The 23970-nt window shown below is 67.5% G+C and carries 23 protein-coding genes; 18 read left to right on the top strand and 5 right to left on the bottom strand.

The features are described 5' to 3' along the window. Positions 1-73 precede the first annotated feature (73 nt). From AAFM92_12735 to AAFM92_12690, 10 genes are all read left to right on the top strand, one after another. Positions 74-823 carry a methyl-accepting chemotaxis protein gene (locus AAFM92_12735; GenBank protein MEL7301242.1) on the top strand — a complete coding sequence of 250 codons (750 nt, stop codon included), beginning with the start codon at positions 74-76 and terminating at the stop codon, positions 821-823. 68 nt (positions 824-891) lie between these two features. Continuing rightward, positions 892-2226 carry a mechanosensitive ion channel domain-containing protein gene (locus tag AAFM92_12730; GenBank protein ID MEL7301241.1) on the top strand — a complete coding sequence of 445 codons (1335 nt, stop codon included), beginning with the start codon at positions 892-894 and terminating at the stop codon, positions 2224-2226. Positions 2227-2442: 216 nt separating this feature from the next. Beyond that, complete coding sequence (gene rsfS / locus AAFM92_12725) at positions 2443-2817, top strand: ribosome silencing factor (protein ID MEL7301240.1); 375 nt, start codon at positions 2443-2445, stop codon at positions 2815-2817. Continuing rightward, on the top strand, positions 2818-3285 hold the full coding sequence (gene rlmH, locus AAFM92_12720; GenBank protein MEL7301239.1) for a 23S rRNA (pseudouridine(1915)-N(3))-methyltransferase RlmH: 468 nt from the start codon (positions 2818-2820) through the stop codon (positions 3283-3285). Between the two features lie 81 nt (positions 3286-3366). Further along, positions 3367-4893 (top strand): 2,3-bisphosphoglycerate-independent phosphoglycerate mutase, encoded by a 1527-nt coding sequence (gpmI, locus tag AAFM92_12715; protein MEL7301238.1) that lies wholly within the window; start codon positions 3367-3369, stop codon positions 4891-4893. 59 nt (positions 4894-4952) lie between these two features. Continuing rightward, positions 4953-6065, top strand: a complete 1113-nt coding sequence (locus AAFM92_12710) for a peptidoglycan DD-metalloendopeptidase family protein (GenBank protein ID MEL7301237.1) — start codon at positions 4953-4955, stop codon at positions 6063-6065. 2 nt (positions 6066-6067) lie between these two features. Next, positions 6068-7396: a S41 family peptidase gene (locus AAFM92_12705; protein ID MEL7301236.1), complete on the top strand. Its 1329-nt coding sequence runs from the start codon at positions 6068-6070 to the stop codon at positions 7394-7396. A 147-nt stretch (positions 7397-7543) separates the two neighbouring features. Then, positions 7544-8032: an RNA pyrophosphohydrolase gene (locus AAFM92_12700; protein ID MEL7301235.1), complete on the top strand. Its 489-nt coding sequence runs from the start codon at positions 7544-7546 to the stop codon at positions 8030-8032. 55 nt (positions 8033-8087) lie between these two features. Then, entirely contained in the window at positions 8088-8588 is a 501-nt protein-coding gene (locus tag AAFM92_12695; protein ID MEL7301234.1) for a hypothetical protein, read from the top strand. A 123-nt stretch (positions 8589-8711) separates the two neighbouring features. Beyond that, positions 8712-11822 (top strand): error-prone DNA polymerase, encoded by a 3111-nt coding sequence (locus tag AAFM92_12690; GenBank protein MEL7301233.1) that lies wholly within the window; start codon positions 8712-8714, stop codon positions 11820-11822. 126 nt (positions 11823-11948) lie between these two features. Here AAFM92_12690 and AAFM92_12685 read toward each other — a convergent pair whose 3' ends face one another. Further along, positions 11949-12911 (bottom strand): asparaginase, encoded by a 963-nt coding sequence (locus AAFM92_12685; protein MEL7301232.1) that lies wholly within the window; start codon positions 12909-12911, stop codon positions 11949-11951. A gap of 157 nt (positions 12912-13068) precedes the next feature. Between AAFM92_12685 and AAFM92_12680 the strand changes: the two genes are divergently transcribed. From AAFM92_12680 to AAFM92_12670, 3 genes are all read left to right on the top strand, one after another. After that, a complete protein-coding gene (locus AAFM92_12680; GenBank protein ID MEL7301231.1) occupies positions 13069-13581 on the top strand; it encodes an invasion associated locus B family protein in 513 nt (170 codons plus the stop codon). Between the two features lie 103 nt (positions 13582-13684). Further along, positions 13685-14872, top strand: coding sequence for a 23S rRNA (adenine(2503)-C(2))-methyltransferase RlmN (gene rlmN / locus AAFM92_12675; protein MEL7301230.1), 1188 nt, complete (start codon positions 13685-13687; stop codon positions 14870-14872). Next, positions 14856-15308, top strand: coding sequence for a CAP domain-containing protein (locus AAFM92_12670; protein MEL7301229.1), 453 nt, complete (start codon positions 14856-14858; stop codon positions 15306-15308). The genes rlmN and AAFM92_12670 overlap by 17 nt, the downstream gene beginning before the upstream one ends. Here the strand turns inward: AAFM92_12670 and AAFM92_12665 are convergent. Next, positions 15305-16093 carry an LOG family protein gene (locus tag AAFM92_12665; protein ID MEL7301228.1) on the bottom strand — a complete coding sequence of 263 codons (789 nt, stop codon included), beginning with the start codon at positions 16091-16093 and terminating at the stop codon, positions 15305-15307. The two genes, AAFM92_12670 and AAFM92_12665, sit on opposite strands and share 4 nt — an antisense overlap. Before the next feature lie 156 nt (positions 16094-16249). Between AAFM92_12665 and AAFM92_12660 the strand changes: the two genes are divergently transcribed. From AAFM92_12660 to AAFM92_12650, 3 genes are all read left to right on the top strand, one after another. After that, positions 16250-17008, top strand: coding sequence for a 1-acyl-sn-glycerol-3-phosphate acyltransferase (locus tag AAFM92_12660; GenBank protein MEL7301227.1), 759 nt, complete (start codon positions 16250-16252; stop codon positions 17006-17008). A gap of 95 nt (positions 17009-17103) precedes the next feature. Beyond that, positions 17104-17931, top strand: a complete 828-nt coding sequence (gene dapD / locus AAFM92_12655; GenBank protein ID MEL7301226.1) for a 2,3,4,5-tetrahydropyridine-2,6-dicarboxylate N-succinyltransferase — start codon at positions 17104-17106, stop codon at positions 17929-17931. A gap of 72 nt (positions 17932-18003) precedes the next feature. After that, positions 18004-18345, top strand: a complete 342-nt coding sequence (locus tag AAFM92_12650) for a hypothetical protein (GenBank protein ID MEL7301225.1) — start codon at positions 18004-18006, stop codon at positions 18343-18345. Position 18346: 1 nt separating this feature from the next. Here AAFM92_12650 and AAFM92_12645 read toward each other — a convergent pair whose 3' ends face one another. Together AAFM92_12645 and AAFM92_12640 are read right to left on the bottom strand one after the other, a co-directional pair. Beyond that, positions 18347-19435, bottom strand: coding sequence for a Hint domain-containing protein (locus AAFM92_12645; GenBank protein MEL7301224.1), 1089 nt, complete (start codon positions 19433-19435; stop codon positions 18347-18349). Then, positions 19432-21018: a Hint domain-containing protein gene (locus AAFM92_12640; protein ID MEL7301223.1), complete on the bottom strand. Its 1587-nt coding sequence runs from the start codon at positions 21016-21018 to the stop codon at positions 19432-19434. The genes AAFM92_12645 and AAFM92_12640 overlap by 4 nt, the downstream gene beginning before the upstream one ends. A 260-nt stretch (positions 21019-21278) precedes the next feature. Here AAFM92_12640 and dapE point away from each other — a divergent pair, with 260 nt between their 5' ends. Beyond that, positions 21279-22433, top strand: coding sequence for a succinyl-diaminopimelate desuccinylase (dapE, locus tag AAFM92_12635; protein MEL7301222.1), 1155 nt, complete (start codon positions 21279-21281; stop codon positions 22431-22433). Further along, positions 22397-22837 (top strand): GNAT family N-acetyltransferase, encoded by a 441-nt coding sequence (locus AAFM92_12630; protein MEL7301221.1) that lies wholly within the window; start codon positions 22397-22399, stop codon positions 22835-22837. Before dapE ends, AAFM92_12630 begins: the two co-directional genes overlap by 37 nt. Here the strand turns inward: AAFM92_12630 and AAFM92_12625 are convergent. Then, complete coding sequence (locus AAFM92_12625) at positions 22834-23967, bottom strand: lytic murein transglycosylase (protein ID MEL7301220.1); 1134 nt, start codon at positions 23965-23967, stop codon at positions 22834-22836. The two genes, AAFM92_12630 and AAFM92_12625, sit on opposite strands and share 4 nt — an antisense overlap. Positions 23968-23970 lie beyond the last annotated feature (3 nt).

Below are 23970 nucleotides of genomic sequence, written 5' to 3'. Positions count from 1 at the left end.
CGCCCGCGCTCTTCAGGCGCTTCGCCTCACCTTCATTCGCAGTCGCTTAAGCATTTCCCGCTATCGCCCGGCCATGGGCCAGTACGACGTGCATTTCGACATCGGTTTCCCGCCCGCCATCGGGCGTGACGCAAATACAGAGCTCGCGCGCTCCATGATGGCGGACCTTCCCACGCTGATCCGGGGGCATTGCATCCGCATCTGCATGTTCTCCAGCGTGGCCAAGATCAGCAGCAGCGTCGAAGGCAAAAGCTCCGCCATCCGAGGTGCGGCCCGCGCGCTGCAGGGCCTCAAGAACATGGAAAGAGCCATCATCGGCCGCGCGCCTATCCCCGAGCTCAACGCCGAAGCTTTGGGCTGGGTGCGCGGCGTGGCCGACGCCCACTCAGACACGCTCGCGCCCCTCTCGGAATATCGCAGGCGCGCGGAGAGCATCGTCGCCGATCTCACGACCACCGGCGATGTGGACACGCAGAAGATCGAGGGTCTCATCGCCTTTGCCTATTCGACCGTGCATTTCGCGGCCGTCGATCTCACCGAGGCGATCCAGGCCGCCCATCTCGACTACATCGAAACGAGCCGCGTCAAGGCCGAGACAGCGCGCGGCGCCGCGCGGGATGCCGTCGACCGGATCGACACGATCTCGCGCACCGTGCGCCTCATCGCGCTCAACGCTGCCGTGGAAGCGGCCCGCGCCGGGGAGGCGGGGCGCGGCTTTTCCGTGATCGCGCAGGAAATCAAATCGCTCTCGGAGGCAACGGAAGCGGCGAGCAGCGACGTCCGGCGCAGCATCGACGGGATCATCACCAGCGCGCATCTCTGACCCCGGCACGCGGCGGGCCGCCGGCCACCCGCGGTTGAAACCCGCCCGCCTGACGATACAGTCCCTCCATGGAGCCAAGCACCGAAGAACTCGAAGAACTTACGACGATCGCCACGGATCTGTTGTCGCAAACCGAGCTCTTCCTGAGCGGGCTAATGCGCCCGTGGAGCGCCTATCAGATCGCCATCGCGCTGGGGCTCTTCCTCGTCGCCTGGCTCCTCGCCCGCATCATCACGCCGCGCACGCGGGCCTGGCTCTCCACCCGGGAAGGCTGGCCGCTCTGGCGGATCAAGTCGGTGCTGGCGATCCTCCAGCGGCTGCGCGCGATTATCTTCGTCGTGCTGATCTGGTCGGTCGTCCTCGTGATGCGCGAGATCACATGGCCCTCGCGATCCTACCTCCTCGGCATCATCGCCACGCTCGCCCTGGCTTGGCTCGCCGTCGCCTATGCCACGCGCCTCATCCGCAACAAGGCGCTCCGGCAGGTGGTGCGCTACGGCGCCTGGGCCTACGTGACCCTCCAGATCACCGGTCTTCTCGATCAGGGCATCGCCGTCCTCGACAGCCTCGCCTTCACCATCGGTGATTTCCGGCTGTCCGCGCTTCTCGCCGTGCAGGCGCTCATCTCGCTCGGCGTCCTCATCACCGCTGCCCGGCTCCTGACGCGCACGACCTCCGCCCGCATCCGCCGCTCAGAGGAGATGTCGCCCTCCATGCAGGTGCTCGTGGTCAAGGTCCTGCAGATCGTGTTCTACGGCCTCGCCATCGTCATCGGCCTCAACGCCGCGGGCGTCGATCTCACCGGCCTCGCTGTCCTCTCGGGCGCCATCGGCGTGGGTCTCGGCTTTGGCCTGCAGAAGGTCGTGTCGAATCTCGTCTCGGGCGTCATCATCCTCCTCGACAAGTCGATCAAGCCGGGGGACGTCATCTCGCTTGGCGAGACCTTCGGCTGGATCCAGACCCTCGGTGCCCGCTATGCCAGCGTCGTCACGCGCGACGGCAAGGAATACCTTATCCCCAACGAGGACCTCATCACCGGGCAGGTGGTGAACTGGTCCCATTCCAACGAGTTCGTGCGGCTCGATATCTATTTCGGGACGGCCTATGGAGACGACCCGCACATGGTACGCCGCGTCGCGATCGGCGCTGCGCAGGGGGTGGAGCGCGTCTTGGCGGAGCGTCCGCCCGTTTGCCACATCGTGGGTTTCGGCGACAGCTCGGTGGATTACATCCTCCGCTTCTGGATCACCGATCCCACGGGCGGCCTCACCAACATCCGCGGCAACGTCTATCTCGCCCTCTGGGACGCGTTCCAGGAGCACGGCGTTTCCATCCCCTTCCCGCAGCGCGAGGTGCGCGTGCTGGGCGAGAGCCCGGGCGCCGCTACGAAGGCGCTGGACTGATCCATCCCTCGCAGGTCGCGCTCGCCGGCGCAGGCGCCATAGGCGGTGATGTCACACCTCGCAGGGCGCCCCGCGTGTTTCATTGAACTGACACGCTTTGCAGGCTATTTTCGATACATGCCCAGCGCCGGGGCCAGCGGCGCGTAGAAGAAGGAGGACAATGTCCTGTCTTTTACGTCTGATGCGGCACATGCCGCGGATGCAGGGGTGAGCGCCATGGTCGCAGCTACCCCCAAAGCGATGAGCGAGGCCACACGCGCCCTCATCACCCGAACCCTCACCGAGGAAAAAGCCGAAGAGATTGTGGAGATCGACCTGCGCGGGAAATCCGAGATGGGCGATTTCATGGTCGTGGCATCCGGTCGTTCCACGCGGCAGGTCTCTGCCCTCGCCGACAAGCTGACCGAAAAGCTCAATTCCGAGCTCGGCATCAGCGGCCGCACCGAAGGCAAATCCGCGGGTGACTGGGTCCTGATCGATGCTGGTGACGTCATCGTTCATATCTTCCGCCCGGAAGTGCGCGAGTTCTACCAGCTCGAGAAGATGTGGCTGTCGTCCGGCGAGGCTGCCTCGGGAGCGGGCAACACCTGAATGCGCGTGACGATCTGCGCCGTGGGACGGCTCCGCGCCGGCCCCGAGCGCGATCTGATCGATGACTATGCCCGGCGCTTCGAGCGTACGGGTCGCGGGCTCGGCCTAACGCAGCTCACCATTTCCGAAGTGGAGGCCAAGAAGGGCGGCATGGCCGAGGAGGCCCAGCTCCTTTCCAAGGCTGCACCGGCTGGCGCGCGCCGCATCTGTCTCGACGAGCGGGGGAAGCTGATGAGCTCCCCGGATTTCGCCCAAACGCTGGAAGAGTGGCGGGATACCGGCACGCAAGACGCGGTCTTCTTCATCGGCGGGGCCGACGGGCTCGCACCGGAGCTACGCAACCAAGCGGACGCCTCCCTGAGCTTCGGCAAGATGGTTTGGCCGCACATGTTGGCCCGCGTCATGCTCGCCGAGCAGCTCTACCGCGCCGCCTCGATCCTCGCCGGGAGCCCCTACCATCGCGCGTGACGACCCGCGCAGACCAAGCCACCGCCGCTTGCCGCGCCACGCCGCTCTGCTAGACAGGGGCCTCTGGCAGGGGACGATCGAATGAGCAGACCTACACCCGTTGTCTTGTGCATTCTCGACGGCTGGGGCGACAGCCCGAGCACCGAGGCGAACGCGCCTGCGCTCGCCGCGACGCCCACGTTCGATCGCCTGCGCGCCAAAGGCCCCTCAGCGCAGCTTATCACCCACGGCCCCGATGTGGGCCTGCCCACCGGCCAGATGGGCAACAGCGAGGTGGGCCACACCAATATCGGAGCGGGGCGCGTGGTGGCGATGGATCTCGGGCAGATCGACCTCGCCATCGAGGATGGCAGCTTCTTCGAGAACGAACAGATCCTGGTCTTCGGCGAGGCCCTGCTCGAGACGGGCGGAACAGCCCACCTGATGGGCGTGGCCTCGGACGGGGGCGTTCACGGCCATCTCTCGCATATCATTGCGGCAGCCAAGCTCCTCACCTCCATGGGCGTGTCGGTGGCGGTCCACGCCATCACCGATGGGCGCGACGTGGGCCCACGCACCGCGGATACCTTCCTGCCGCGGCTCGAGGAGGCGCTGCCGCAGGGTGCAACGATCGTAACGGTTATCGGGCGCTACTACGCCATGGACCGCGACAACCGCTGGGACAGGGTCGAAGAGGCGTTCATGGCGATGGCGCGCGGCACCGGCGAACGGGCGGACACCCCCGCCGACGCCGTCGCACAAAGCTATGCCGCGGGGACGGGCGACGAGTTCATCCTGCCCACGGTCATCGGTGATTTCGGCGGCATGGCCGATGGCGACGGGCTCTTTTGCCTCAACTTCCGCGCCGACCGGGCACGCGAGATCCTCGCGGCGCTCTGCGCCCCGGGATTCGATGGCTTCGAGACGGGGACACGCCCGCAGTTCGCAGCACAGCTCGGCATGGTGGAGTATTCTGACGCCCACTCCGAATACCTCGCCACGGCCTATCCAAAGCGCGAGATCGCCAACACGTTGGGCGAATGGGTCTCCAAGCAAGGCCTCAGGCAGTTCCGCCTCGCCGAGACCGAGAAATACCCGCATGTCACCTTCTTCCTCAACGGCGGGAGGGAGGCACCCTACAAGGGCGAGGATCGCTTCATGCCGCCCTCTCCCAAGGTCGCCACCTACGACCTGCAGCCGGAAATGTCGGCCGCGGAGGTGACGCAGAAATTCGTGGAGGCGGTGCACAAGGGGTACGACCTCATCGTCACGAACTACGCCAACCCCGACATGGTGGGCCATACCGGCGATCTCGACGCGGCCATCAAGGCCTGCGAGGCCGTGGATCGCGGGCTGGGTCAGGTGGTTGAGGCGCTCGATGCGGTGGGCGGGGCGATGATCATCTGCGCCGATCACGGCAATTGCGAGGTGATGGTGGACCCCGAAACCGGCGGCCCGCATACGGCTCACACGCTCAACCGCGTCCCCGTCCTGCTCCATGGCGGCCCCGCCGCGGCTCGGCTCGCCGACGGGCGTCTTCCCGACCTCGCGCCGACGCTCCTCGCGCTCATGGGGCTCCCGCAGCCACCCGAAATGACGGGCGAGAGCCTCCTGGACCGCCCGACGTGAGACACCGCTGCTTCAGACTTGACCGGCAGCCCACTTCGATCAGCAACGGGGCTGGCCGCGTGCTTTTCTCTGCTATCGCCCTGAGCCTCGCGACCCTTGGCTTCGCGCCACGCGCGACGGCGGACCCCGCGACGGAGGCCCGCGCCGCCATGGCCGCCATCGAGGCCGCTACCGAGGCGCTAGACGCCGCTGATAGCGGCCGTGACCGCATCGCGGCGCTCACCGAAACGGTTCGCGCCTTCGAGGACGGGCTCGCCGCAATCCGCGCCGGACAGCGCGCGGCAGCCCAGGCGGAAGACAGGCTCACGCGTGGCCTCGCCGCCAAGGAGGACGAAGTATCCCGCCTCATCGGCGCGCTCCAGATCATGAGCCAGCGCGGCACGCCGCAGATGCTCCTGCACCCGTCGGGACCCACGGGCGCGGCCCGCTCGAGCATGCTTCTGTCCGACGTGACGCCCGCGCTGCAGGCCGAGGTCGCGGCCCTGCGCGCCGATCTTGCCGACGTGTCCGACCTGCGTGCGCTGCAGGCTGATGCCGCCATCCGGCTCACCGAGGGCCTCGTCGGAGTAGAGGAGGCGCGCGCGGCGCTCTCTCGCGCGATCGCGGACCGCGCGCCCCTGCCCACGCGCTTCACGGAAGACCCGATCCAGATCGCGCTCCTCATCGCGGCCTCCGAGACGCTCGACGGATTTGCCGCCGGCTTGGCCCGGGTGACCGATGGCGGCACTGGCACGGACGCAGGTGCCGCCGCGCTCCCCGGCGCGGAGGCGCTCGCCGGGACACTCGAGCTTCCGGTGCGTGGCACCGTGCTGCGCCGCTTCGGCGAGGCGGATGCAGCCGGGATCAGCCGCCCCGGCCTCATCCTTGCCACCGAGCCCGCGGCCCTTGTCACTGCGCCCTCGGCGGGCACCGTCCGCTTCGAAGGTCCGCTGCTCGACTACGGAAATGTGATGATCCTTGAGCCCGCCCGCGACGTTTTGCTGGTGCTCGCGGGGCTCGAAGATATTTATGTGTCCGCAGGCGAGGTCATCACCACCGGCGCGCCCCTCGGCCTGATGGGTGCCGGTGAGGACTCCACTTCCTCCGAGCGCAGTGAAACGCTCTATATCGAAGTGCGAGTGAATCAGGAAAAAGCAGACCCCGAAGAGTGGTTCGCACTGGAGAGGAACTGACGATGCGGAAATTCATCTTTGCGGCAGGGATCGGCATATTAGCCGGCGGGATCGCGACGACCCAAGTCGCGGGCCCACTTCTCGCGCAGCAAGCGGACGAGCAGGCGAACGTCTATGAACAGCTCGATCTCTTCGGCGACATCTTCCAGCGCATCCGCGCGCAATACGTCGAAGAGGTGGGGAGCGAGGAGCTCATCGAGGCGGCCATCGACGGGATGCTGACCTCGCTCGACCCGCATTCCTCCTATCTCTCGCCCGACGATGCCGCCGACATGCGCGTGCAGACGCGCGGGGAGTTCGGCGGCCTCGGCATCGAAGTGACCCAGGAGGAGGGCTTCGTGAAGGTCGTGGCTCCCATGGACGACACGCCCGCCGATATCGCGGGCGTGGAGGCCGGTGATTTCATCACCCATGTGGATGGCGAAGGCCTCCTCGGCCTCACGCTCGACGAGGCGGTAGAGCTCATGCGCGGCCCCGTTGGCTCGGAGATCGTGATCACCGTGGTGCGCGAGGGCGAGGACGATCCCTTCGACATCACCATCGTGCGCGACACGATCCGCCTGACGGCCGTGCGCACGCGCACCGAGGGCGACGCCATCGTGCTGCGCGTCTCCACCTTCAACGACCAGACCTACCCTAACCTGCGCGACGGGCTCGCCGAGCAGATCGACGAGGCGGGCGGCATTTCCAACGTCTCGGGCGTCGTCGTGGACCTGCGCAACAATCCCGGCGGCCTCCTGACGGCGGCGGTGCGGGTCTCCGACGCATTCCTGACGGCGGGCGAGATCGTGAGCACCCGGGGCCGCGATCCGCAGGACGCCGAGCGCTTCAACGCCTCCCCCGACGACCTCGCGCAGGGCCTGCCCGTGGTGGTGCTCATCAATGGCGGTTCCGCCTCTGCGTCCGAGATCGTGGCAGGCGCGCTGCAGGATCACCGCCGCGCCATCGTCGTGGGCACGAAGAGCTTCGGAAAGGGCTCGGTCCAATCAATCATGCCGCTGCGTGGCTCTGGCGCCATGCGGCTGACGACGGCGCGGTACTACACGCCCTCGGGTCGCTCGATCCAGGCGCTGGGTATCTCGCCCGACATCATCGTCGAGCAGCCCCGCCGCGCGGCAGAGGTCACCGAGGAAGAGGAAGAAAATCAGCGCCCTTCTCGCTCTGAAGCGGACCTGCGCGGGTCGCTCGGCAACGAGCTCACCGATGAACAGCTCGAGCAGATCGAGGCGGAGGAGGCCATCGCCGAGGCCACGGCCGAGCTCCGCGAAGAGGATTACCAGCTGGCCTACGCCATCGACATCCTCAAGGGCCTGAGCGCGCTGCAGCAGTGAGGCTCCAGCCCAGGAGCGGCGCGTTCTGCCAAAGCGGGCCCGCCCGCCTCCCCGCCGCGCTGACGCCTGCGCCTTCGGTGGCCTCGCTGCGCTCGGGTGCGCCCGGGGCGGGCATAGGCGCGCCGATCTGGATTTGGGACATGTGTCATGACACCGGATGAAATCGCGCGGCTCCCTTACCGGCGCAACGTGGGCGTCATGCTCGTGAACGCGGCGGGCCATGTCTTCGTGGGGCAGCGCCGCGACGCACCGTCGGGGCAGGATGCCTGGCAGATGCCGCAGGGCGGGATCGACAAGGGCGAGAGCCCGGAAGCCGCGGCGCTCCGTGAATTGGAGGAAGAGACGGGCGTCCCTGCCAGTCTTGTGCGGATCGAGGCGGAGACGCAGGGCTGGCTTGCCTATGACCTGCCCACCGACCTCGTGCCGCGGCTCTGGGGCGGCAAGTGGCGGGGACAGGAGCAGAAGTATTTTCTCATGCGCTTTCTCGGCGGCGACGGAGACGTGAACATCGCCACCGAAGACCCCGAGTTCTCGGCTTGGAAGTGGTTGCCCCCTGGGGAGCTGGCAGGGGCAATTGTGCCCTTCAAGCGCGAGGTCTACGAGCGCGTCCTGGCGGAGCTGGGCCCCGCGATCTGAGACCCTCCCATCTCAACGGATTGTCTTGGGCGGCAGGCCGGTCCACCCTGGCGCCATGCGAGCAGTCTTTCTGGCGTGTCTTATCTTCCTGGCGTCCCCGGCCAGTGCCCTGAGCTGTCTGCCTGTCTCGGTGTCGCGGGCCTATCTCGATGCGGCCGCCGCGGAGGAGACCTACGTCATCGCCCTGGGTCGCTTCAGCTTTGCACCGGAGGCGCTGGCGCCGCGACCGGCGGGAGAGGGGAGTTGGGCAGGCACGCGGCGGGTGGCGGCGGGCTTCACGGGTGCGTTGTTTTCCGGTGACGGGTTCGACTTCCTCACCGAGCTCGATGTGACCATCGCCGCCACCTGCGCGGGCCCGTGGTGCGCCTCGATGGCACCGGGCCTGGAGACGCTGGTCTTTCTTCAGGAGGCCGCGGACGGGTATCTGCTATCGCTCGGGCCCTGCGGAGGGAGCGCCTTCCCTGACCCGACAGAGGACCAGATCGCCCGGATCCGTGCCTGCCACGCGGGCGGCCCCTGCGCCGAGGAGAGCGCGAGAGAGCGGGCGGCCGAGTAGCACAGCGCGAGACGGGCATGGCCCGGCGGTCCGGTGGCGTGGCCCTTTCACAAGACAGCACTGGAAATCTGGAACAAAATGTGAACAACTAAGCTTCCGAGTCGTTTCAGGAGCTGCCACTCCATGACGGACCACCCTCCCTTCGCCGAGCTTTCGGCCACGTCGAACTTCACATTCCTCACCGGCGGCGCGCATCCGGAGGAGTATATGCGCCGTGCCGCGCTGCTGGGTCAGCCGGCGCTCGCCATCGCCGATGAAAACAGCGTGGCAGGCATCGTGCGCGCCCATACCGAAGCCAAGGAGATCGCGCGCCGCGTGAAACTGCGCGCGGAGGCCGACGCGCGGGACGGCATCATCGGCCCGCCCTGCCCCGCGCATCTGCCGCGGCCCGCGAGCGCGGCGATCCGGAATGTCCCGCGGCTCATTCCCGCAGCGCGGCTCGTGCTGGTAGATGGCTTCACCGTCACGGCGCTGCCCCGGGACCGCGCGGGCTGGGGGCATCTGTGCCGGCTCATCTCCCGCGGGCGGCTTCGGGCTGAGAAAGGCCGCTGCATCCTCCACCTCTCGGATCTCGAGGATTTCGGGGCGGGGCTCGAGCTTCTACTGCATCCGCCCCGGGAACCGCTCTCGCAGCCCGGCGGGCGCGCCTGGGCAGAGGCGGCGCGGGCCCTGACGCGCCGCTTTCCGGGAGCCTGTCACCTCCTCGCCGCGCCGCGCTATGACGGGCAGGACGCCGCCCGCCTCAGGGCGCGCGCGCGCCTCACCCGGGATCTCGGCCTGCCGCTCGTGGCCTCCGCGCTCCCGCTCATGCATCACGGCCGCCGGCGCAAGCTCACCGACGTGCTCACCGCCATACGTCTGGGCACCCGCATCGACGCGCTGGGCCGGGAGGCGCAGGCCAATGCCGAGCAGCGCCTGCGCTCGGAGGCGGAGATGCGGCGGCTCTTCAAGGGTCACGAGGACGCGGTGGACCGCGCCGCCGCCCTCGCCGCGCGGCTCACATTCTCGCTGGAGGAGCTGCGCTACGAATACCCCAAGGAGGTCATGGGCGGGGAGGAGCCCCCCGCGCGGCTCCGCCGCCTGGCCTATGAGGGGCTCGCCTGGCGCTACCCGCAAGGCGCGACGGAGCGGGTGAAGACCCTCCTCGAGCACGAGCTCTCCCTCATCGGGAAGCTGAAATACGAGCCCTACTTCCTCACCGTCCACGACATCGTCGCCTATGCGCGGAGCCAAAACATCCTCTGCCAGGGGCGCGGATCGGCGGCCAATTCCGTGGTGTGCTACTGCCTGGGCGTCACCTCTGTCTCCCCCGAACTCGGCACCATGGTCTTCGAGCGTTTCGTCTCCGAGGCGCGGAACGAGCCCCCCGATATCGACGTCGATTTCGAGCACGAGCGGCGCGAGGAGGTGATCCAGCACATCTACGAGCGCTACGGCCGCCACCGCGCGGGGCTCTGCGCCACCGTCATCCACTACCGCGGCAAACGCGCGGTGCGGGAGGTGGGCACGGCCATGGGGCTCTCCGAGGATACCATCGCGGCCATGTCATCCCAGCTCTGGGGCTTTTTCTCGGCCAACGGGCTCGAGGCGGAGCGGATGGCCGAGATCGGGCTCGACCCCACCGACCAGCACCTGATCCAGACGCTGGAGCTGATCTACGAGATCATCGGCTTTCCCCGGCACCTCAGCCAGCATGTGGGCGGCTTCATCGTCACCGAGGGGCGACTCGACGAGCTGGTGCCGGTGGAGAACGCCACCATGGAAGACCGCACGGTCATCTGCTGGGACAAGGACGACATCGACAGTCTGGGCATCCTGAAGGTCGATATCCTCGCCCTCGGGATGCTCAGCTGCATCCGCAAGGCCTTCGACCTCATCGACCTGCACCACCACGACCGCTTCACGCTGGCGACCGTCCCCGAGGACGACAAGCCCACCTACGACATGCTCTGCAAATCCGACTCGCTCGGCGTCTTCCAGGTGGAAAGCCGGGCGCAGATGAACTTCCTGCCGCGCATGCGGCCACAGAAATTCTACGACCTCGTCATCCAGGTCGCCATCATCCGGCCCGGCCCGATCCAGGGCGACATGGTCCACCCCTATATCCGCCGCCGCAACGGGGAGGAGGAGGTGACCTTTCCCTCCGACGCGCTGGGCGCGGTGCTGGGCAAGACGCTGGGCGTGCCCCTCTTCCAGGAGCAGGCCATGCAGATCGCCATCGTGGGCGCGGGCTTCGACCCGAGCGAGGCCGATCGCCTCCGCCGCGCGCTGGCGACGTTCAAAAAGCATGGAAACGTGTCGGAATTCCGCAAACGCTTCATGAAGGGCATGGCCGCCAACGGCTATGACCAGGACTTCTCCGAGCGCTGCTTTTCTCAGATCGAGGGGTTCGGCTCCTATGGCTTCCCGGAGTCCCATGCCGCCTCCTTCGCGCTCCTGGTCTACGTCTCGGCCTGGATGAAATGCCACCACCCCGGCATCTTCGCCTGCGCGCTGCTCAACTCGCAGCCCATGGGATTTTACGCCCCGGCCCAGATCGTCCGCGATGCCCGCGAGCACGGCGTGACCGTCCTGCCCGTCTGCATCAACGCCTCGGACTGGGACAACATCATGGAGCCGCAGCCCGACGGGTCGCTCGCCATCCGGCTGGGCTTCCGCCAGCTCAAGGGCATGTCCGAGGAAGATGCGATCTGGATCGTGGCCGCCCGCGCCAATGGCTACCGAACGGTGCGCGATGTCTGGCGCCGCGCGGGCATCATCCCCGCGGCGGTGAAATCACTCGCCGAGGCGGATGCCTTCGCGAGCCTCGGCCTCTCACGGCGCGAGGCGCTCTGGGAGACCAAGGCGCTGGTGGGCACGAAGCCGCTCCCGCTATTCGCCCAGGACACCGAGGACGAGGCCATCTCTGAGGCGGCGCCGAACCTGCCGGCCATGACCGAGGGCGAGGAGGTGGTGGAAGATTACGTCGCCATGCGCCTGACACTGCGCAAGCACCCGCTCGCCTTCCTGCGGCACCGCCTGACGCCGGACCTCGGCGAGGCGCCCGCGCTCTCGGAGGTGGGCCTCGCGCGCGACCACTGGCAGGCGCTGCAGCCCGGACGCACGGAGATGTGGGACCGTGCGAAGCCCGAGCGAAGCGTGCCCGATGTCGCGCCCATGCGCCGCGTGGCCGCCGCCCGCACCGGCCACCAACATCCGCGCGACCAGGGACTCAGGATCGTGAGCAACGGCTGATCTCCCCGCGCAGGGCGCGTTCCGGATGCCTCCGGCGGAGGTACAGGGCACAAAGAAACCGGGGCTCTCGAAACCGAGCGCCCGCGCGCCTTGTCTGGTATCGCGCCGGGATGCGCGCTCCGCGGCTCAGGCCAGCGCCGCGCCCGCGGCCACACGCCCCGTCTCGCGACCGGCCCAGTTCGTGATCGGACCGAGCCGCTTCAAGGCCGCCGGGTGCGCGGGATCGAGCGCCCCCAGCCGGATGAGCAGCGCGGCGATCGCCGCCTCAGCGGCGCGCGTGGCGCCATCGGCGATCTTGAGCGCGACGCCCAGCTTCCGGTCCCTGAGGATCGCGATGAAGACTCCCTCCGCGCCGGTCTTGAGCGCCACGCCCGGGGCGGCGCGCATGAGCTCGGTGCAGGCGCGGGTCTCCCCGGCCACGAGCTCGGGATGAGCCATCATCGCCTCCCGAAGCGCGGCCTCCGCGCCCTCGCGCGCCGCTGCAAAGCCCGCCATGGCCCGCGCGAGACCGGTCAGCGTACAGGCGAAGTTGGGCGCCGAGCAGCCGTCAATCGCCCAGGTGGGGCTGTCGGCGCCCACGGCCTCCTCGAAGGCCGCGCGCACGGCCCGCTGCACCGGATGATCCGGCGCGATGTAGCCCTCGGGCGATGCGCCCATATGAGCCGCCAAATGCAGGAAACCCGCGTGCTTTCCCGAGCAATTGTTGTGGACCTGGCAGACCGGGACACCCTCCAGCACGAGCCTGTCGCGCTCCGCCGCGTCGCGGGGCGGCTGCGGACCACAGAGGAGCGCGTCATCGCTGAGGCCGAGCTCATCCAACCAGGTCGCGACATGGCCCCGGTGAAGCGCAGCCCCCTGATGGGACGCGCAGGCCAGCGCGAGCCGCTCCGGCGAGAGGCCGAGCCCCGCCCGCGCCAAGGGCAGCGCCTGCAGCATCTTGCAGGACGACCGGGGGAAGATGAGGGCGCCCGGATCGCCCCAGGCCTCGATGATCTCGCCGCTCTCATCCACGATCACGGCATGGCCCCCATGCACGCTCTCGAGGAGCGAGCCGCGCCAGATTTCGATGAGGGGTGCGCCCGCGTCCATGGCCTGCTTCTCCCGATGGCAAGAAATCGCAAATGTGATGCGCGAGCCTTTGCTCACGCGCCCTCGCTAGGCTATGGAAAACACAACAACAAGGGCGGGCCAGCGCGCACCGTCCGTCCCGCATATGAGGCTTGATGAGATGATCCGTTCAATCGCCATGCTGGCCGCCACGGCCACCTTCGCCACCGCCGCTCTTCCCGGTTTTGCCCAGGAGCAGAGCGAGAACCGCGTGGCTGCCAATACCGACTGGAGCGTCTTCGTGGCAGACGATCCCACGGAATGCTGGGGCGTGACCGCGCCCAAGGAGACGGTGAACACCCGCGAGGGGCGTGTCGTGGCAGCGCGGCGCGGGGATATCCTGCTCATGGTGTTCTACCGCCCGTCGGATTCCGTCTCCGGGCAGCTCAACTTCACCGGCGGCTATCCCTTCGCGTCGGGCTCCACCGTCAATCTCAACATCGACGGGACTGAGTTCGAGCTCTTCACAGAAGGCGAATGGGCCTGGGCCGCCTCCCCTGCCGAGGATGCCAAGATCGTCACCGCCATGAAACGCGGCAGCCAGGCCATCGTCACGGCGCGCTCCTCCCGCGGGACGACGACGCGCGACACATTCTCGCTTCTCGGCTTCACGGCCGCTGTGGAAGACGCCGAGCAACGCTGCGACGCCTGACCCAACGGTTCGTGCCTGACCAGGGACGACGCGGGCCCCGCGCCTTTCCAAGCGGGCGGGGCAAGGCTATATGCGTGCCGCAACCAGCTGAAAGCCAGAGCCCGTGACCCAGCCCGCCCCCATCGCGCAGGACTATCTGACCGTTCCCCGCAAGCGGCCCGAGGGCGCGCGGAGGAACATCGTGGGCCTGACCCGCGCCGAGCTGCGCGACGCGCTCATCGCCATGGGCACGCCTGAGAAGCAGGCCAAGATGCGCACCGGGCAGATCTGGCAGTGGGTCTACCAATGGGGTCGCCGCGACTTTGCCGAGATGACGAACCTCGCCAAGGCCTACCGCGCCGAGCTCTCCGAGCATTTCGTGATCGAGGTGCCGGAGGTCGTCTCCCGCCAGGTCTCCGAGGATGGCACGCGCAAGTATCTCGTGCGCATCGCCGGGGGCCACGAGGTGGAGGTGGTCTATATCCCAGAGGCCGACCGCGGCACGCTCTGCATCTCTTCCCAGGTCGGCTGCACGCTCACCTGCACCTTCTGCCATACTGGTACGCAAAAGCTCGTGCGCAACCTCACGGCGGGTGAAATCGTGGGGCAGGTCATGGTGGCGCGCGACGATCTCGGCGAATGGCCGGTCCCCGGCGCGCCCAAGGACGAGACCCGGCTCCTCTCCAACATCGTGCTGATGGGGATGGGCGAGCCACTCTACAATTTCAACGAAGTGCGCAACGCGATGAAGATCGCGATGGACCCCGAGGGCATCAGCCTGAGCCGCCGCCGGATCACGCTCTCGACGTCCGGGGTCGTGCCCGAGATCGCCAAGACCGCCGAAGAGATAGGCTGCCAGCTCGCCGTGTCCTTCCACGCCACGACCGACGAGGTCCGCGACGTGCTCGTGCCGATCAACAGGAAGTGGAACATCGAGGCGCTTCTCGCTGCGCTCAAGGACTATCCGCGCCTCTCCAACTCAGAGCGGATCACCTTCGAATACGTGATGCTGAAGGACGTCAACGACAGCGACGCCGATGCCCACCGCCTCGTCAGACTCATCAAGGGCATCCCCGCCAAGGTGAACCTCATCCCGTTCAATCCTTGGCCCGGCTCGCCCTACGAGCGCTCCGACTGGTCCAGGATCGAGGCCTTCGCGGACATCATCTACAAAGCGGGCTACGCCTCACCCATCCGCACCCCACGCGGCGAGGACATCATGGCCGCCTGCGGTCAGCTCAAATCGGCGACCGAGCGCGCGCGCAAGAGCCGCCGCGAGATCGCGGCAGAGACCGGTGCAGCGCAGGCTTAGCCTGCTCGCGGCGATCCTCGTGGCGGGGCCAGCATGGGCCTGCGCGCCCGATGGCGATGCGGGGCTCCGCGTGATCTCCCTCACCAATGCCTACCGCGCCTCCCTGGGCCGCGCGCCACTCGCAGGCGATGCGGAGCTTGCCCGCGCAGCGACGATCCACGCCTGCGATCTGGCGGCATCGGGCCGCTTCTCGCATCAGGGCAGCGACGGAAGTAACGTCGGGGACCGCGCCCGCACTGCGGGCTATGCCTGGGCCTTCATCGCCGAGAACATCGCCAAGGGTCAGCCCAGCGCGGCCAGCGTGCTCTCGAGTTGGCGCAGCTCGAGCGGCCACAACGACAACCTCCTCGACCCTGCCGCGCGGGAGATCGGGGTCGCCTCGGTGCCTAGCCCGGACGGGACACTCTGGGTGATGGTGCTGGGCGCCGCGCGCTAGCCCTGCCAGCGGGCGAGGGCCTCGGCGGCCTCCTCCGCCGTTTCCACGAATTGGAAGAGCGCGAGGTCGTCCGCGCCAATCGTCCCGGCCTCGGCCAGCGCCTCCCAGTTCACGATGCTCTCCCAGAACGACTTTCCAAAGAGCAGCACGGGCACCCGGTCCATCCGCTTCGTCTGGATCAGCGTGAGCGCCTCGAAGAGTTCATCGAGCGTCCCGAACCCGCCCGGAAACACGCAGATCGCCTGCGCGCGCAGCAGGAAGTGCATCTTGCGGATCGCGAAGTAGTGGAAATTGAAGCAAAGCTCAGGCGTGACAAAGGTATTTGGCGCCTGCTCGTGGGGCAGCACGATATTTAGCCCGATGGAGCGGCCGCCCGCCTCCTCAGCGCCGCGATTGCCCGCCTCCATGACACCCGGCCCGCCGCCCGTGATGATGATGCCCTCGCGCCCTCCTGCCTCGAGCGACTTCTCCGTCATGAGCCGGGAAAAGCGGCGCGCTTCTTCGTAGAAGCGTGAGAGCTCGGCGAGTGTCTCTGTGCGGGCGCTGTCGCGCTTCTCGGGCTCCGGGATGCGGGCCCCGCCGAAGAGCACGATGGTGGAGTCCACGCCCTCCTCCTCGAGCAACATCTCGGGCTTCAGGAGCTCGAGCTGGAGCCGCACGGGGCGTAATTCCTCGCGGCAAAGAAAGTCCGGGTCCGCGAAGGCGAGGGCGTAGGTCGGTGCGCGGGTCTGCGGCGTGTCAGGCGTGCCCTTGGTCGTCTCGATGTCCTCGTGGGAGGACCGCATCACGTGCCGCCGCTGGTACTGGTTCATCGCTTCCTCCCGCGTTTGGGCGGAGAGTTGCACGGCCTGCGCCCGGCGGAAAGCCTTGATCGCCCCGCAGAAAATCGTGGGCCAAGGCCCCGAAGCTGCTATCAAAACCCTGATGAGGGAGAGCAGCCCATGAAATCCTTGCGCCGCGCCGCGGATGCCACCCTCGGGCGTTGGACACGCCATCTCTTCTTCGTGCTGCTCCGGAGCTATTACGGGCTTTTCTTCAACATCAGCTGCGCCGACAAGGCCGCGCTGCAGGATCTGCCCGGGGGGCTCATTCTGTGCTCCCACGGCTCGCGCCATGACGGGCCCATGATCTGCGCGCTGCTCTATACCACACGCCGTGTACGCCCCGCCGTGCTCTACACCGAGTACTACAACCCGCTGCAATGGTTCCCGCTCATGATCGCGGGCTCGGTACCCATGTCCTCTCCCAAGACGTGGACGCCCGAGCGGCGCAAGGCGCAAAAGGAAAAGGCGCTGCACACCATGCGCCGCATCATCGAGAACGGAAACATGGTCCTTCTCTACCCGGCGGGCATGATCAAGAAGCAGCGGCGGGAGGTCATCGCGCCCCATTTCAGCGGCGCCTACGAGACGATCAAGGCGCTCGACGGCCTGCCGGTGGCGCTCATCCGGATCCGGGGCCTGAGCCCCCACGAGGAGATCAAGCGCGATCGCTTCTGGACATTCATCGGTCGCAAGACGGGCCGCCGCCACGTCCTGATCGACATCGAGATCCCCGAGACACCCTTCGACACCGCGCAGCCCCTCGCTGACTTCAACGCCGAGATCGAGGCGCGCTTCAACTTGGGCCTGCCGGAGGACACCAGCGCCGAAGCCTCCGTTCAAGCGCCAGCCCGATCCGGGGGCCGTCCGGAGAGCTGAGCCTGCTTCCCCTCCCCGCGCGCAAACGATAAGGACGCGCGAATGACGCGCCGCATGGTGACCGCGCTGCACAGACGGGGCAAACGGAGAGACAGATGTCGCATAAAGAGCTGGAAACCGCGATCGAGGCCGCCTGGGAGGCCCGCGATGCCATCTCGCCCAGCACCGGCGGCGAGACCCGGGAAGCCATCGAGGCCACGCTCGAGGCGCTCGACGGCGGCACGCTCCGCGTGGCCGAACGGCAGGAGAGCGGCGACTGGCACGTGAACCAATGGGCCAAGAAGGCCGTGCTGCTGGGTTTCCGCCTCAAGGACATGGAAATGCAGCCCGGCTCCGCGCAGGGCGGCGGCTGGTGGGACAAGGTCGACTCGAAGTGGAAGGACTGGGGTGAGAACCGCTGGCGCGAGGCCGGCTTCCGCGCGGTCCCGAATTGCGTGGTCCGCAAGAGCGCCTTCATCGCGCCGGGGGTCGTCCTCATGCCTTCCTTCGTGAACCTCGGCGCCTATGTCGACAGCGGCACGATGGTCGATACCTGGGCCACGGTGGGCTCCTGCGCGCAGATCGGCAAGAACGTGCATCTCTCGGGCGGCGTGGGGATCGGCGGCGTGCTCGAGCCCATGCAAGCGGGCCCGACCATCATCGAGGACAATTGCTTCATCGGCGCGCGCTCGGAAGTGGTCGAGGGCTGCATCGTGCGCGAGGGCTCGGTCCTCGGCATGGGTGTGTTCATCGGCAAGTCCACCAAGATCGTGGACCGGGAAACCGGCGAGGTGACCTATGGCGAGGTGCCGCCCTACTCGGTGGTCGTCGCGGGCTCCATGCCTTCGAAGAACAACATCTCGCTCTACTGTGCCGTGATCGTGAAGCGCGTGGATGAAAAGACCCGCTCCAAGACCGGGATCAACGAACTCCTGCGCGACTGACGCACGTTACATACCCCCCGGGGGCATGTCCGAGACGCGGCGCCCCCTTGTCACAGACGCACAAGAGACGCCATGGCCAAGCCCGACAAACCCAAGAAACCGCACCACGTCTTCACCCTCCTCGTGGAGGTGGGCCGCAGGGCCGGGGACGGCCTGCCCGAGGGCGCGACCGGGGCCGCGCTCATGGTCTATGCCTCTGGCGTGGACGAGGCGGAAGCGGTGCGGGAGACGGTGGCGATCCTCAAACAAGCCGACATGGCCCCGCTCGACGTGTCGGGCTACGGCACCCTCGAGGAGCGCCTCGCCGAGGGCCACGACATCGCCGAGGACGAACGCGCGCTCATGGACAGGGCGCTTGCCGAGAACGCCGTGATCGTGGCGCAGGTCACGCCCTTCTTCGAAGAGGCGTCCTGACCTAGGCGGCGCGGGTGTCGTTGAGCGTCACGATCTCGTAGGGCCGCGCGAGCGGGGTCTCCGTGCGGGCCGGTCCCACGGGCGCGCGGCGCGCGAGATCGGCCCAGAGCGTCGTCGCCGCGCCCAGCCCGTCACGATCCGCCATCGTCAGGTCGAGCGAGGCGATCCCCACGCTCGTGTCGAAAATGTCGGCTTCCTCGAGAACAAGCTGGTGATAGCTCGCGAGCGCTGCCCGCGGATGCACGCTGGCCGCCCGGCTCTCGCCCAGCTGGTTGGTCTGCGCGAGCACGGCCTCGACGCCGAGGAGGTATTCCACATCGGGCCCGTCGAGCCGCACGAGCGTCTCCCCGGAAAGGGTCATGTCCCGCTCGAGCCCGAGATAGGGCGCGCGCAGGCGGAAGGGGGCAAAGCTGCCACGCGCCGGAAGCTGGCGACAGACGCGCCGGATCACGCGGAGCGATCGCCCGTCGACCGACAGCACCCGGTCCTCCGCGCCGATCTCGCAAATGCGCCGCATGCCCTCGGGCGTAGCCACCTCCACATTGCCATCGAGCCCCGGCATGGGGCCGGCGGGCTCGAATGCGCGCGAGAGCGCGACAAAGCTCATCTCGTTCGACCGACACATGTCCGGCGCGTCGTGGATCAGGCTCCGCAGCACTGCCCAAGGAACAGGCCGCGGCTCCGGAACGAGGCACTGTGCGAGGTGGCGGGAGCGCGGCTGGTAGACGCTGAGCACGCCCGCGCGCGTCTCGGTGTCCCAGGCGTAGCTCACCCGCACGACTTGCAGGTCGTTGGTGATCTTCAGCGGCAGCCGGTGCTGCCAGATGCCATCGCCCACGGTCATGGTGAAATCGAGCTTGTCCTCGGTGCCGAAATCCACTTTGAGCATGAAGCTCGCACCGATCCCGTGGCCGATGAGCGGGCGTGGCACAGTGAACTGCGCGACGTCGGCCTCGAAGAGGATGGTTCCGCGGCACGCGAGCGCCGCGGCGCGGTCGCCGCCGGGCGCCTGTGGGACCCGCGCGCGATTGCCGAGACCCACGAGGTCGAATTCCGCGCCCTGCGGATCTGCGAGGCCGATCCAGGTCATGCTGCGCTCCCCATCAGAACCCGCGCTTCATGGGCCTTGAGCGTGCGCCGCGCAGCGAGGCTGTAGCCCTGCCCGGTCTCGGGGTCGAGTTCTGGAAAGATGGCGCAAATCTCCTCGAGGATCTCGGCCTCGAAGCACTCCGTCGTTTGCGGACCGGGCAGGAAGCTCTCCGTGGCGAGCCCCTCCGAAAAGACCACCTCGTGGCGGTCAAAGAGCATGTGGACGTAGGTCACAAAGCCCCCTTCCATGGCGCGGATCGTGTGATCGTTGACGAGGTGCTTGGCAGAGACGAGGACCTCGGCCTCGCCGAAAAGCAGCTCGGAGAGCGTGTCGCGGATGAGCACGCGGTGCTGCGGCGACACGAGCAGGTGCCGGTGATCGCCCAGCGCGCCCGCCTCGATCCGGATTGGGGCCAGGGCGCCCTTCGCGCGCACGGTGCGCGCGCCGATCCAGCGGATCGGTTGCGGCCCGCCATCATGGGTCATGACGAGGTCGCCCTCGCTCAGCGTCTCGATGCGCCGCTCGCCCTCGGGGGTGAGGATCAGCGTCCCGGCGACGAAGCAGGGGATGGTGTCGAGCGTGACGAAGGCCACATCGGTGACCCCGTCATCGTCCAGCACCTCGTAGGTGAAGACGGTCTCCTCGACGGTGCCCGTGGCCTTCACGTCAAAGGTGTAGTCGTCGTTAAGCGTGATCTCCTGCCCGGTGGCGAGGATCACGGTGTCGCCGATTTCCACCTCGACGCCGTTGATATGCGTGACCTCGACAAAGCCTGTGAAGCTGTCATTGGCCAGCACATCCACCGTCTTCGTCTCCGTGAGGCGGAGGGTGAATTCGTCGTCGTCGGCCACCAGCACGCTTTGCACGCTGTCAGCGGCGATGAGGACGTTGGAGTCGTAAACGCTGTCAGAGGCGTCAGCGATGCCGATGCGGATCGTGTTGACCTGCGGATCGGAGGGATCCGTCGTGGGGATGACCGGGATCGTGAGCGAGAGCGTGACGGTGAAACCGTCCATCTCGGTGTTGAACTGGTCGCTTGTATTGTCTCGGTAGAGGTTCTGGGTATTCTGCTCGTTGATCGTGGTGACGGAGGTGTTTCCGTTGCCCACGGCCATGGGGACGTAGGTGCCGTTGATCCAGACAGCGAGGACGTCGTTGTAAATCGAGGACGTGTATTCAGGGTACTCGTCGGAGGCGAAGACGAACTGCATCGTCATCACGTCGCCCACGCTGGTGAAAGAGACGTCGAGATAGGAGGCGTCGAATGTCGAGCGGCCCGCCACCGCGTTGAAATCGGCGTTGTTGTTCTCGCCAGAGGTGTTGGTGGAGCGACTGCCGGACAGGTTCGACTGGCTGGCGTTCTGGTTGGTGAACTGGTCTGCCCGCCCGGTTGACAGGATCACCCCGGTGTCGGAGGGCGTGACGTTGGAGGCGAGCTCGTCGCCGCGCGAGTAGATCGCCGAGGATCGATTGTCGCCAGTATAGGATGCTCCGACGACGGAGACGCCATCGCCAAAGATGGTATCGGCCATCTCCCGCGCGGTCGCACCGGTGTCGTAGTCTAGCTCGCGGCCTGCAACCATTCTCTGCCCCATTGCCGGGACAGGATCGACGGCCACACGAACCCACGGGGTACCCATCCCCGCATCGTGCGTTTTTCTACCGCTGATGAGGCCTGCTCGACCTCTGCCCTGCCTCAGGCATTTATTTGTCTTCACGCGCTTTTTCGCGCGCGATTGATTTGGGGATAACTCAAAACCCCGGGCCTGCATAGCTGCAATCGCGCTGCGGGCCCGAATAGCTTGTGAGAGACAGCCCGATGACGCATCAAAGGCACATGGAGATGCCTCACGACCCCGTTTCGCTCACAGCCGATCTCGTCCGCTGCCCTTCTGTCACGCCCGAGGAAGGCGGTGCCCTGGAGGTGCTGCAGAGCCTTCTGGGCGCGGCGGGTTTCCTGTGCATGCGCGTGGACCGGGGCGGCGTGTCCAACCTCTTCGCGCGCTGGGGCGAGAAGGGGCATGCGCGCACGTTCGGCTTCAACGGGCACACCGATGTCGTCCCCGTGGGCGATGCCGCGGCATGGACACATCCCCCTTTCGGCGCGGAGATCCATGACGGTTACCTCTACGGCCGCGGCTCCACCGACATGAAGAGCGGCGTGGCGGCCTTTGCCTCCGCAGCTGTCGATTTCGTCCGCGAAACCCCGCCCGACGGCGCGGTCATCCTCGCCATCACGGGCGACGAAGAGGGCGACGCCCTCGACGGGACGACAGCGCTCCTCGACTGGATGGACGAGAGCGGCGAGGCCATGACCCACTGCCTCGTGGGGGAGCCCACGAACCCCGAGGAGATGGGCGACGCCATCAAGATCGGCCGCCGCGGCTCCATGACCGCTTGGGTCACGGTCACGGGCAAGCAAGGGCACTCAGCCTACCCGCACATGGCCGTCAATCCGCTCACCGCGCTTGCCCGGCTCATGGATACCTACGCCTCCCACACGCTCGACGAAGGCACAGATCACTTCGATCCCTCCACGCTCGCCATCGTCTCCATGACCACCGAGAACACCGCCACCAACGTGATCCCGGCCCATGCCAAGGGGATCGTCAATATCCGCTTCAACGACCTCCATTCCGGGGCCAGCGTCAGCGACTGGCTCAAGCGCGAGGCCGCGCAGGTCGCCGATGCCTTCGGCGTGACGGTGGATTTGCAAATCAAGATCTCCGGGGAGAGCTTCCTCACGCCCCCCGGCGTCTTCTCCGAGCTCGTGCAATCGGCGGTGCAGGCGGAGACGAACCGCACTCCCGCACTCTCCACCTCGGGCGGCACCTCGGATGCCCGTTTCATCAAGGATCACTGCCCCGTCGTTGAATGCGGCCTCGTGGGAAAACGCATGCACGCGGTGGACGAACGCGTCCCACTGGACGATATTCACCGCCTCAAAGCCATCTACACGCGTTGTCTGAGGGAGTATTTCTCATCGCCGTCACCGTAGCCGAGACGCAGAACGTCACCGCCTGCCAGGCCATGCGCCGCGCGGTCTTCATCAATGAACAAGGCGTCGCCGAGCAGGACGAGGTGGACGGCAAGGATGGCGAGGCCGTGCATCTCCTCGCCTCGCTCAACGGCTATCCCATCGGCGCGGCACGCGTGCTGCCCATGGGCACGACCGCCAAGATCGGGCGCGTCTGCATCCTCCGCGATCATCGCGGCAAGGGCTTTGGCGAAGCCATCATCGAGGAATGCCACAAGAGCGCGCGCCGCCTCGGCGCCACGCGCGCGATCCTCGGCGCGCAGCTCTCGGCGCTGTCCTTTTACGAGCGGCTGGGCTACCGCCCCTACGGCGCCGTCTTCGACGATGCCGGGATCCAGCACCGCATGATGGAAATCTCGCTCTAGCGCAGCGCCTCCAGCAGTTCGAGCGAGGCAAAGCCGTCCACGGTGAGCCCGTTCGCGCGCTGGTAGGACCGGATGGCGGCGATCGTGTTCGATCCCATGAGACCGTCCGCACCCTGCGTATCGAAGCCGGCCGCCGTCAGCCGCTGCTGCAACTCTCGCACCTCGCGCGCATTGAGCGCCCGCTGCCCCACCGGCCACGCGCCTTGGATGCCCGGCGCGCCGGCGATCCGCCGCGAAAGCTCCCCCACGGCCATGACGTAGGCGTCGGCGGCATTGTAGCGCTCCACCACGCGGAAATTGTTGAAAAGGAGGAAGGCGGGCCCTTGGGCCCCGGCGGGGAGGAAGAGCGAAGCCTGCCCGACATCGGGCACAGGCCGCCCGTCGAGCCCGGTGACGCCCCGCGCCGCCCATTGCGAGGGCGCGAGTGTGAAGCTGCGCCGCGCGAGAGACGTGTCCGCATCGCTCGAGAGCCGCACCTCCACCGCGATAGGCTGACCCTCCGTCCAGCCGAAGCGGTCGAGATAGGCCGCCGTGGAGGCCAGCGCGTCGGTGGGATCATCGCTCCAGATGTCGCGCCGCCCGTCCCCGTCGAAATCGACCGCGTATTCCTGGTAGGAGGTGGGGATGAACTGCGTGTGCCCCATGGCGCCCGCCCAGCTTCCGGTCATGTTGGCCGGGCTCGTGTCTCCCCGCGCGAGGATGCGGACCGCCGCGTCGAGCTGGCGGCGGAAGAAGTCGCCCCGCCGCCCGTCGAAGGCCAGCGTCGCCGTGGCCTCTATCACAGGGATCGTACCGCGCGTCTCGCCATAGCGCGTCTCTGCGCCCCAGACGGCCACGACCGCCTCCTTGTCGACGCCGTAGCGCGCCTCGATCCGTTCAAGAACGGCATTGTGCCGCGCGAGCGCCGCCTGCCCGCCCCGCACCTGCGCGTCCGAGGCGATGCGTGCGAGGTAGTCCCAGATCGGCAGGGAGAACTCCGCCTGGTTGCGGTCCTTTTCGATCACCTCGGCGTTGTAGCGCACATCCGCGAAAGCCCGAGCCAACACCGCAGGGGATACGCCCCGCGCCTCCGCGCCGGCGCGATACTTTGCGATCCATGCCTGGAAGGCCTGCTCCTTGGCTGGGTCCACCGG

This window comes from Pseudomonadota bacterium (genome assembly GCA_038533575.1).
GTDB lineage: Bacteria > Pseudomonadota > Alphaproteobacteria > Rhodobacterales > Rhodobacteraceae > Shimia_B.
This window is presented reverse-complemented; position numbering and strand designations above follow the sequence as displayed.

Excerpts from the sequence above, each read along its gene's own strand:
- AAFM92_12735 (MEL7301242.1), top strand. The coding sequence starts at position 74 with ATGGGCCAGTACGACGTGCATTTCGACATCGGTTTCCCGCCCGCCATC.
- AAFM92_12730 (MEL7301241.1), top strand. The coding sequence starts at position 892 with ATGGAGCCAAGCACCGAAGAACTCGAAGAACTTACGACGATCGCCACG.
- rsfS (MEL7301240.1), top strand. The coding sequence starts at position 2,443 with ATGGTCGCAGCTACCCCCAAAGCGATGAGCGAGGCCACACGCGCCCTC.
- rlmH (MEL7301239.1), top strand. The coding sequence starts at position 2,818 with ATGCGCGTGACGATCTGCGCCGTGGGACGGCTCCGCGCCGGCCCCGAG.
- gpmI (MEL7301238.1), top strand. The coding sequence starts at position 3,367 with ATGAGCAGACCTACACCCGTTGTCTTGTGCATTCTCGACGGCTGGGGC.
- AAFM92_12705 (MEL7301236.1), top strand. The coding sequence starts at position 6,068 with ATGCGGAAATTCATCTTTGCGGCAGGGATCGGCATATTAGCCGGCGGG.
- AAFM92_12700 (MEL7301235.1), top strand. The coding sequence starts at position 7,544 with ATGACACCGGATGAAATCGCGCGGCTCCCTTACCGGCGCAACGTGGGC.
- AAFM92_12695 (MEL7301234.1), top strand. The coding sequence starts at position 8,088 with ATGCGAGCAGTCTTTCTGGCGTGTCTTATCTTCCTGGCGTCCCCGGCC.
- AAFM92_12690 (MEL7301233.1), top strand. The coding sequence starts at position 8,712 with ATGACGGACCACCCTCCCTTCGCCGAGCTTTCGGCCACGTCGAACTTC.
- AAFM92_12685 (MEL7301232.1), bottom strand. The coding sequence starts at position 12,911 with ATGGACGCGGGCGCACCCCTCATCGAAATCTGGCGCGGCTCGCTCCTC.
- AAFM92_12680 (MEL7301231.1), top strand. The coding sequence starts at position 13,069 with ATGCTGGCCGCCACGGCCACCTTCGCCACCGCCGCTCTTCCCGGTTTT.
- AAFM92_12665 (MEL7301228.1), bottom strand. The coding sequence starts at position 16,093 with ATGCGGTCCTCCCACGAGGACATCGAGACGACCAAGGGCACGCCTGAC.
- AAFM92_12660 (MEL7301227.1), top strand. The coding sequence starts at position 16,250 with ATGAAATCCTTGCGCCGCGCCGCGGATGCCACCCTCGGGCGTTGGACA.
- dapD (MEL7301226.1), top strand. The coding sequence starts at position 17,104 with ATGTCGCATAAAGAGCTGGAAACCGCGATCGAGGCCGCCTGGGAGGCC.
- AAFM92_12650 (MEL7301225.1), top strand. The coding sequence starts at position 18,004 with ATGGCCAAGCCCGACAAACCCAAGAAACCGCACCACGTCTTCACCCTC.
- AAFM92_12645 (MEL7301224.1), bottom strand. The coding sequence starts at position 19,435 with ATGACCTGGATCGGCCTCGCAGATCCGCAGGGCGCGGAATTCGACCTC.
- AAFM92_12640 (MEL7301223.1), bottom strand. The coding sequence starts at position 21,018 with ATGGTTGCAGGCCGCGAGCTAGACTACGACACCGGTGCGACCGCGCGG.
- dapE (MEL7301222.1), top strand. The coding sequence starts at position 21,279 with ATGCCTCACGACCCCGTTTCGCTCACAGCCGATCTCGTCCGCTGCCCT.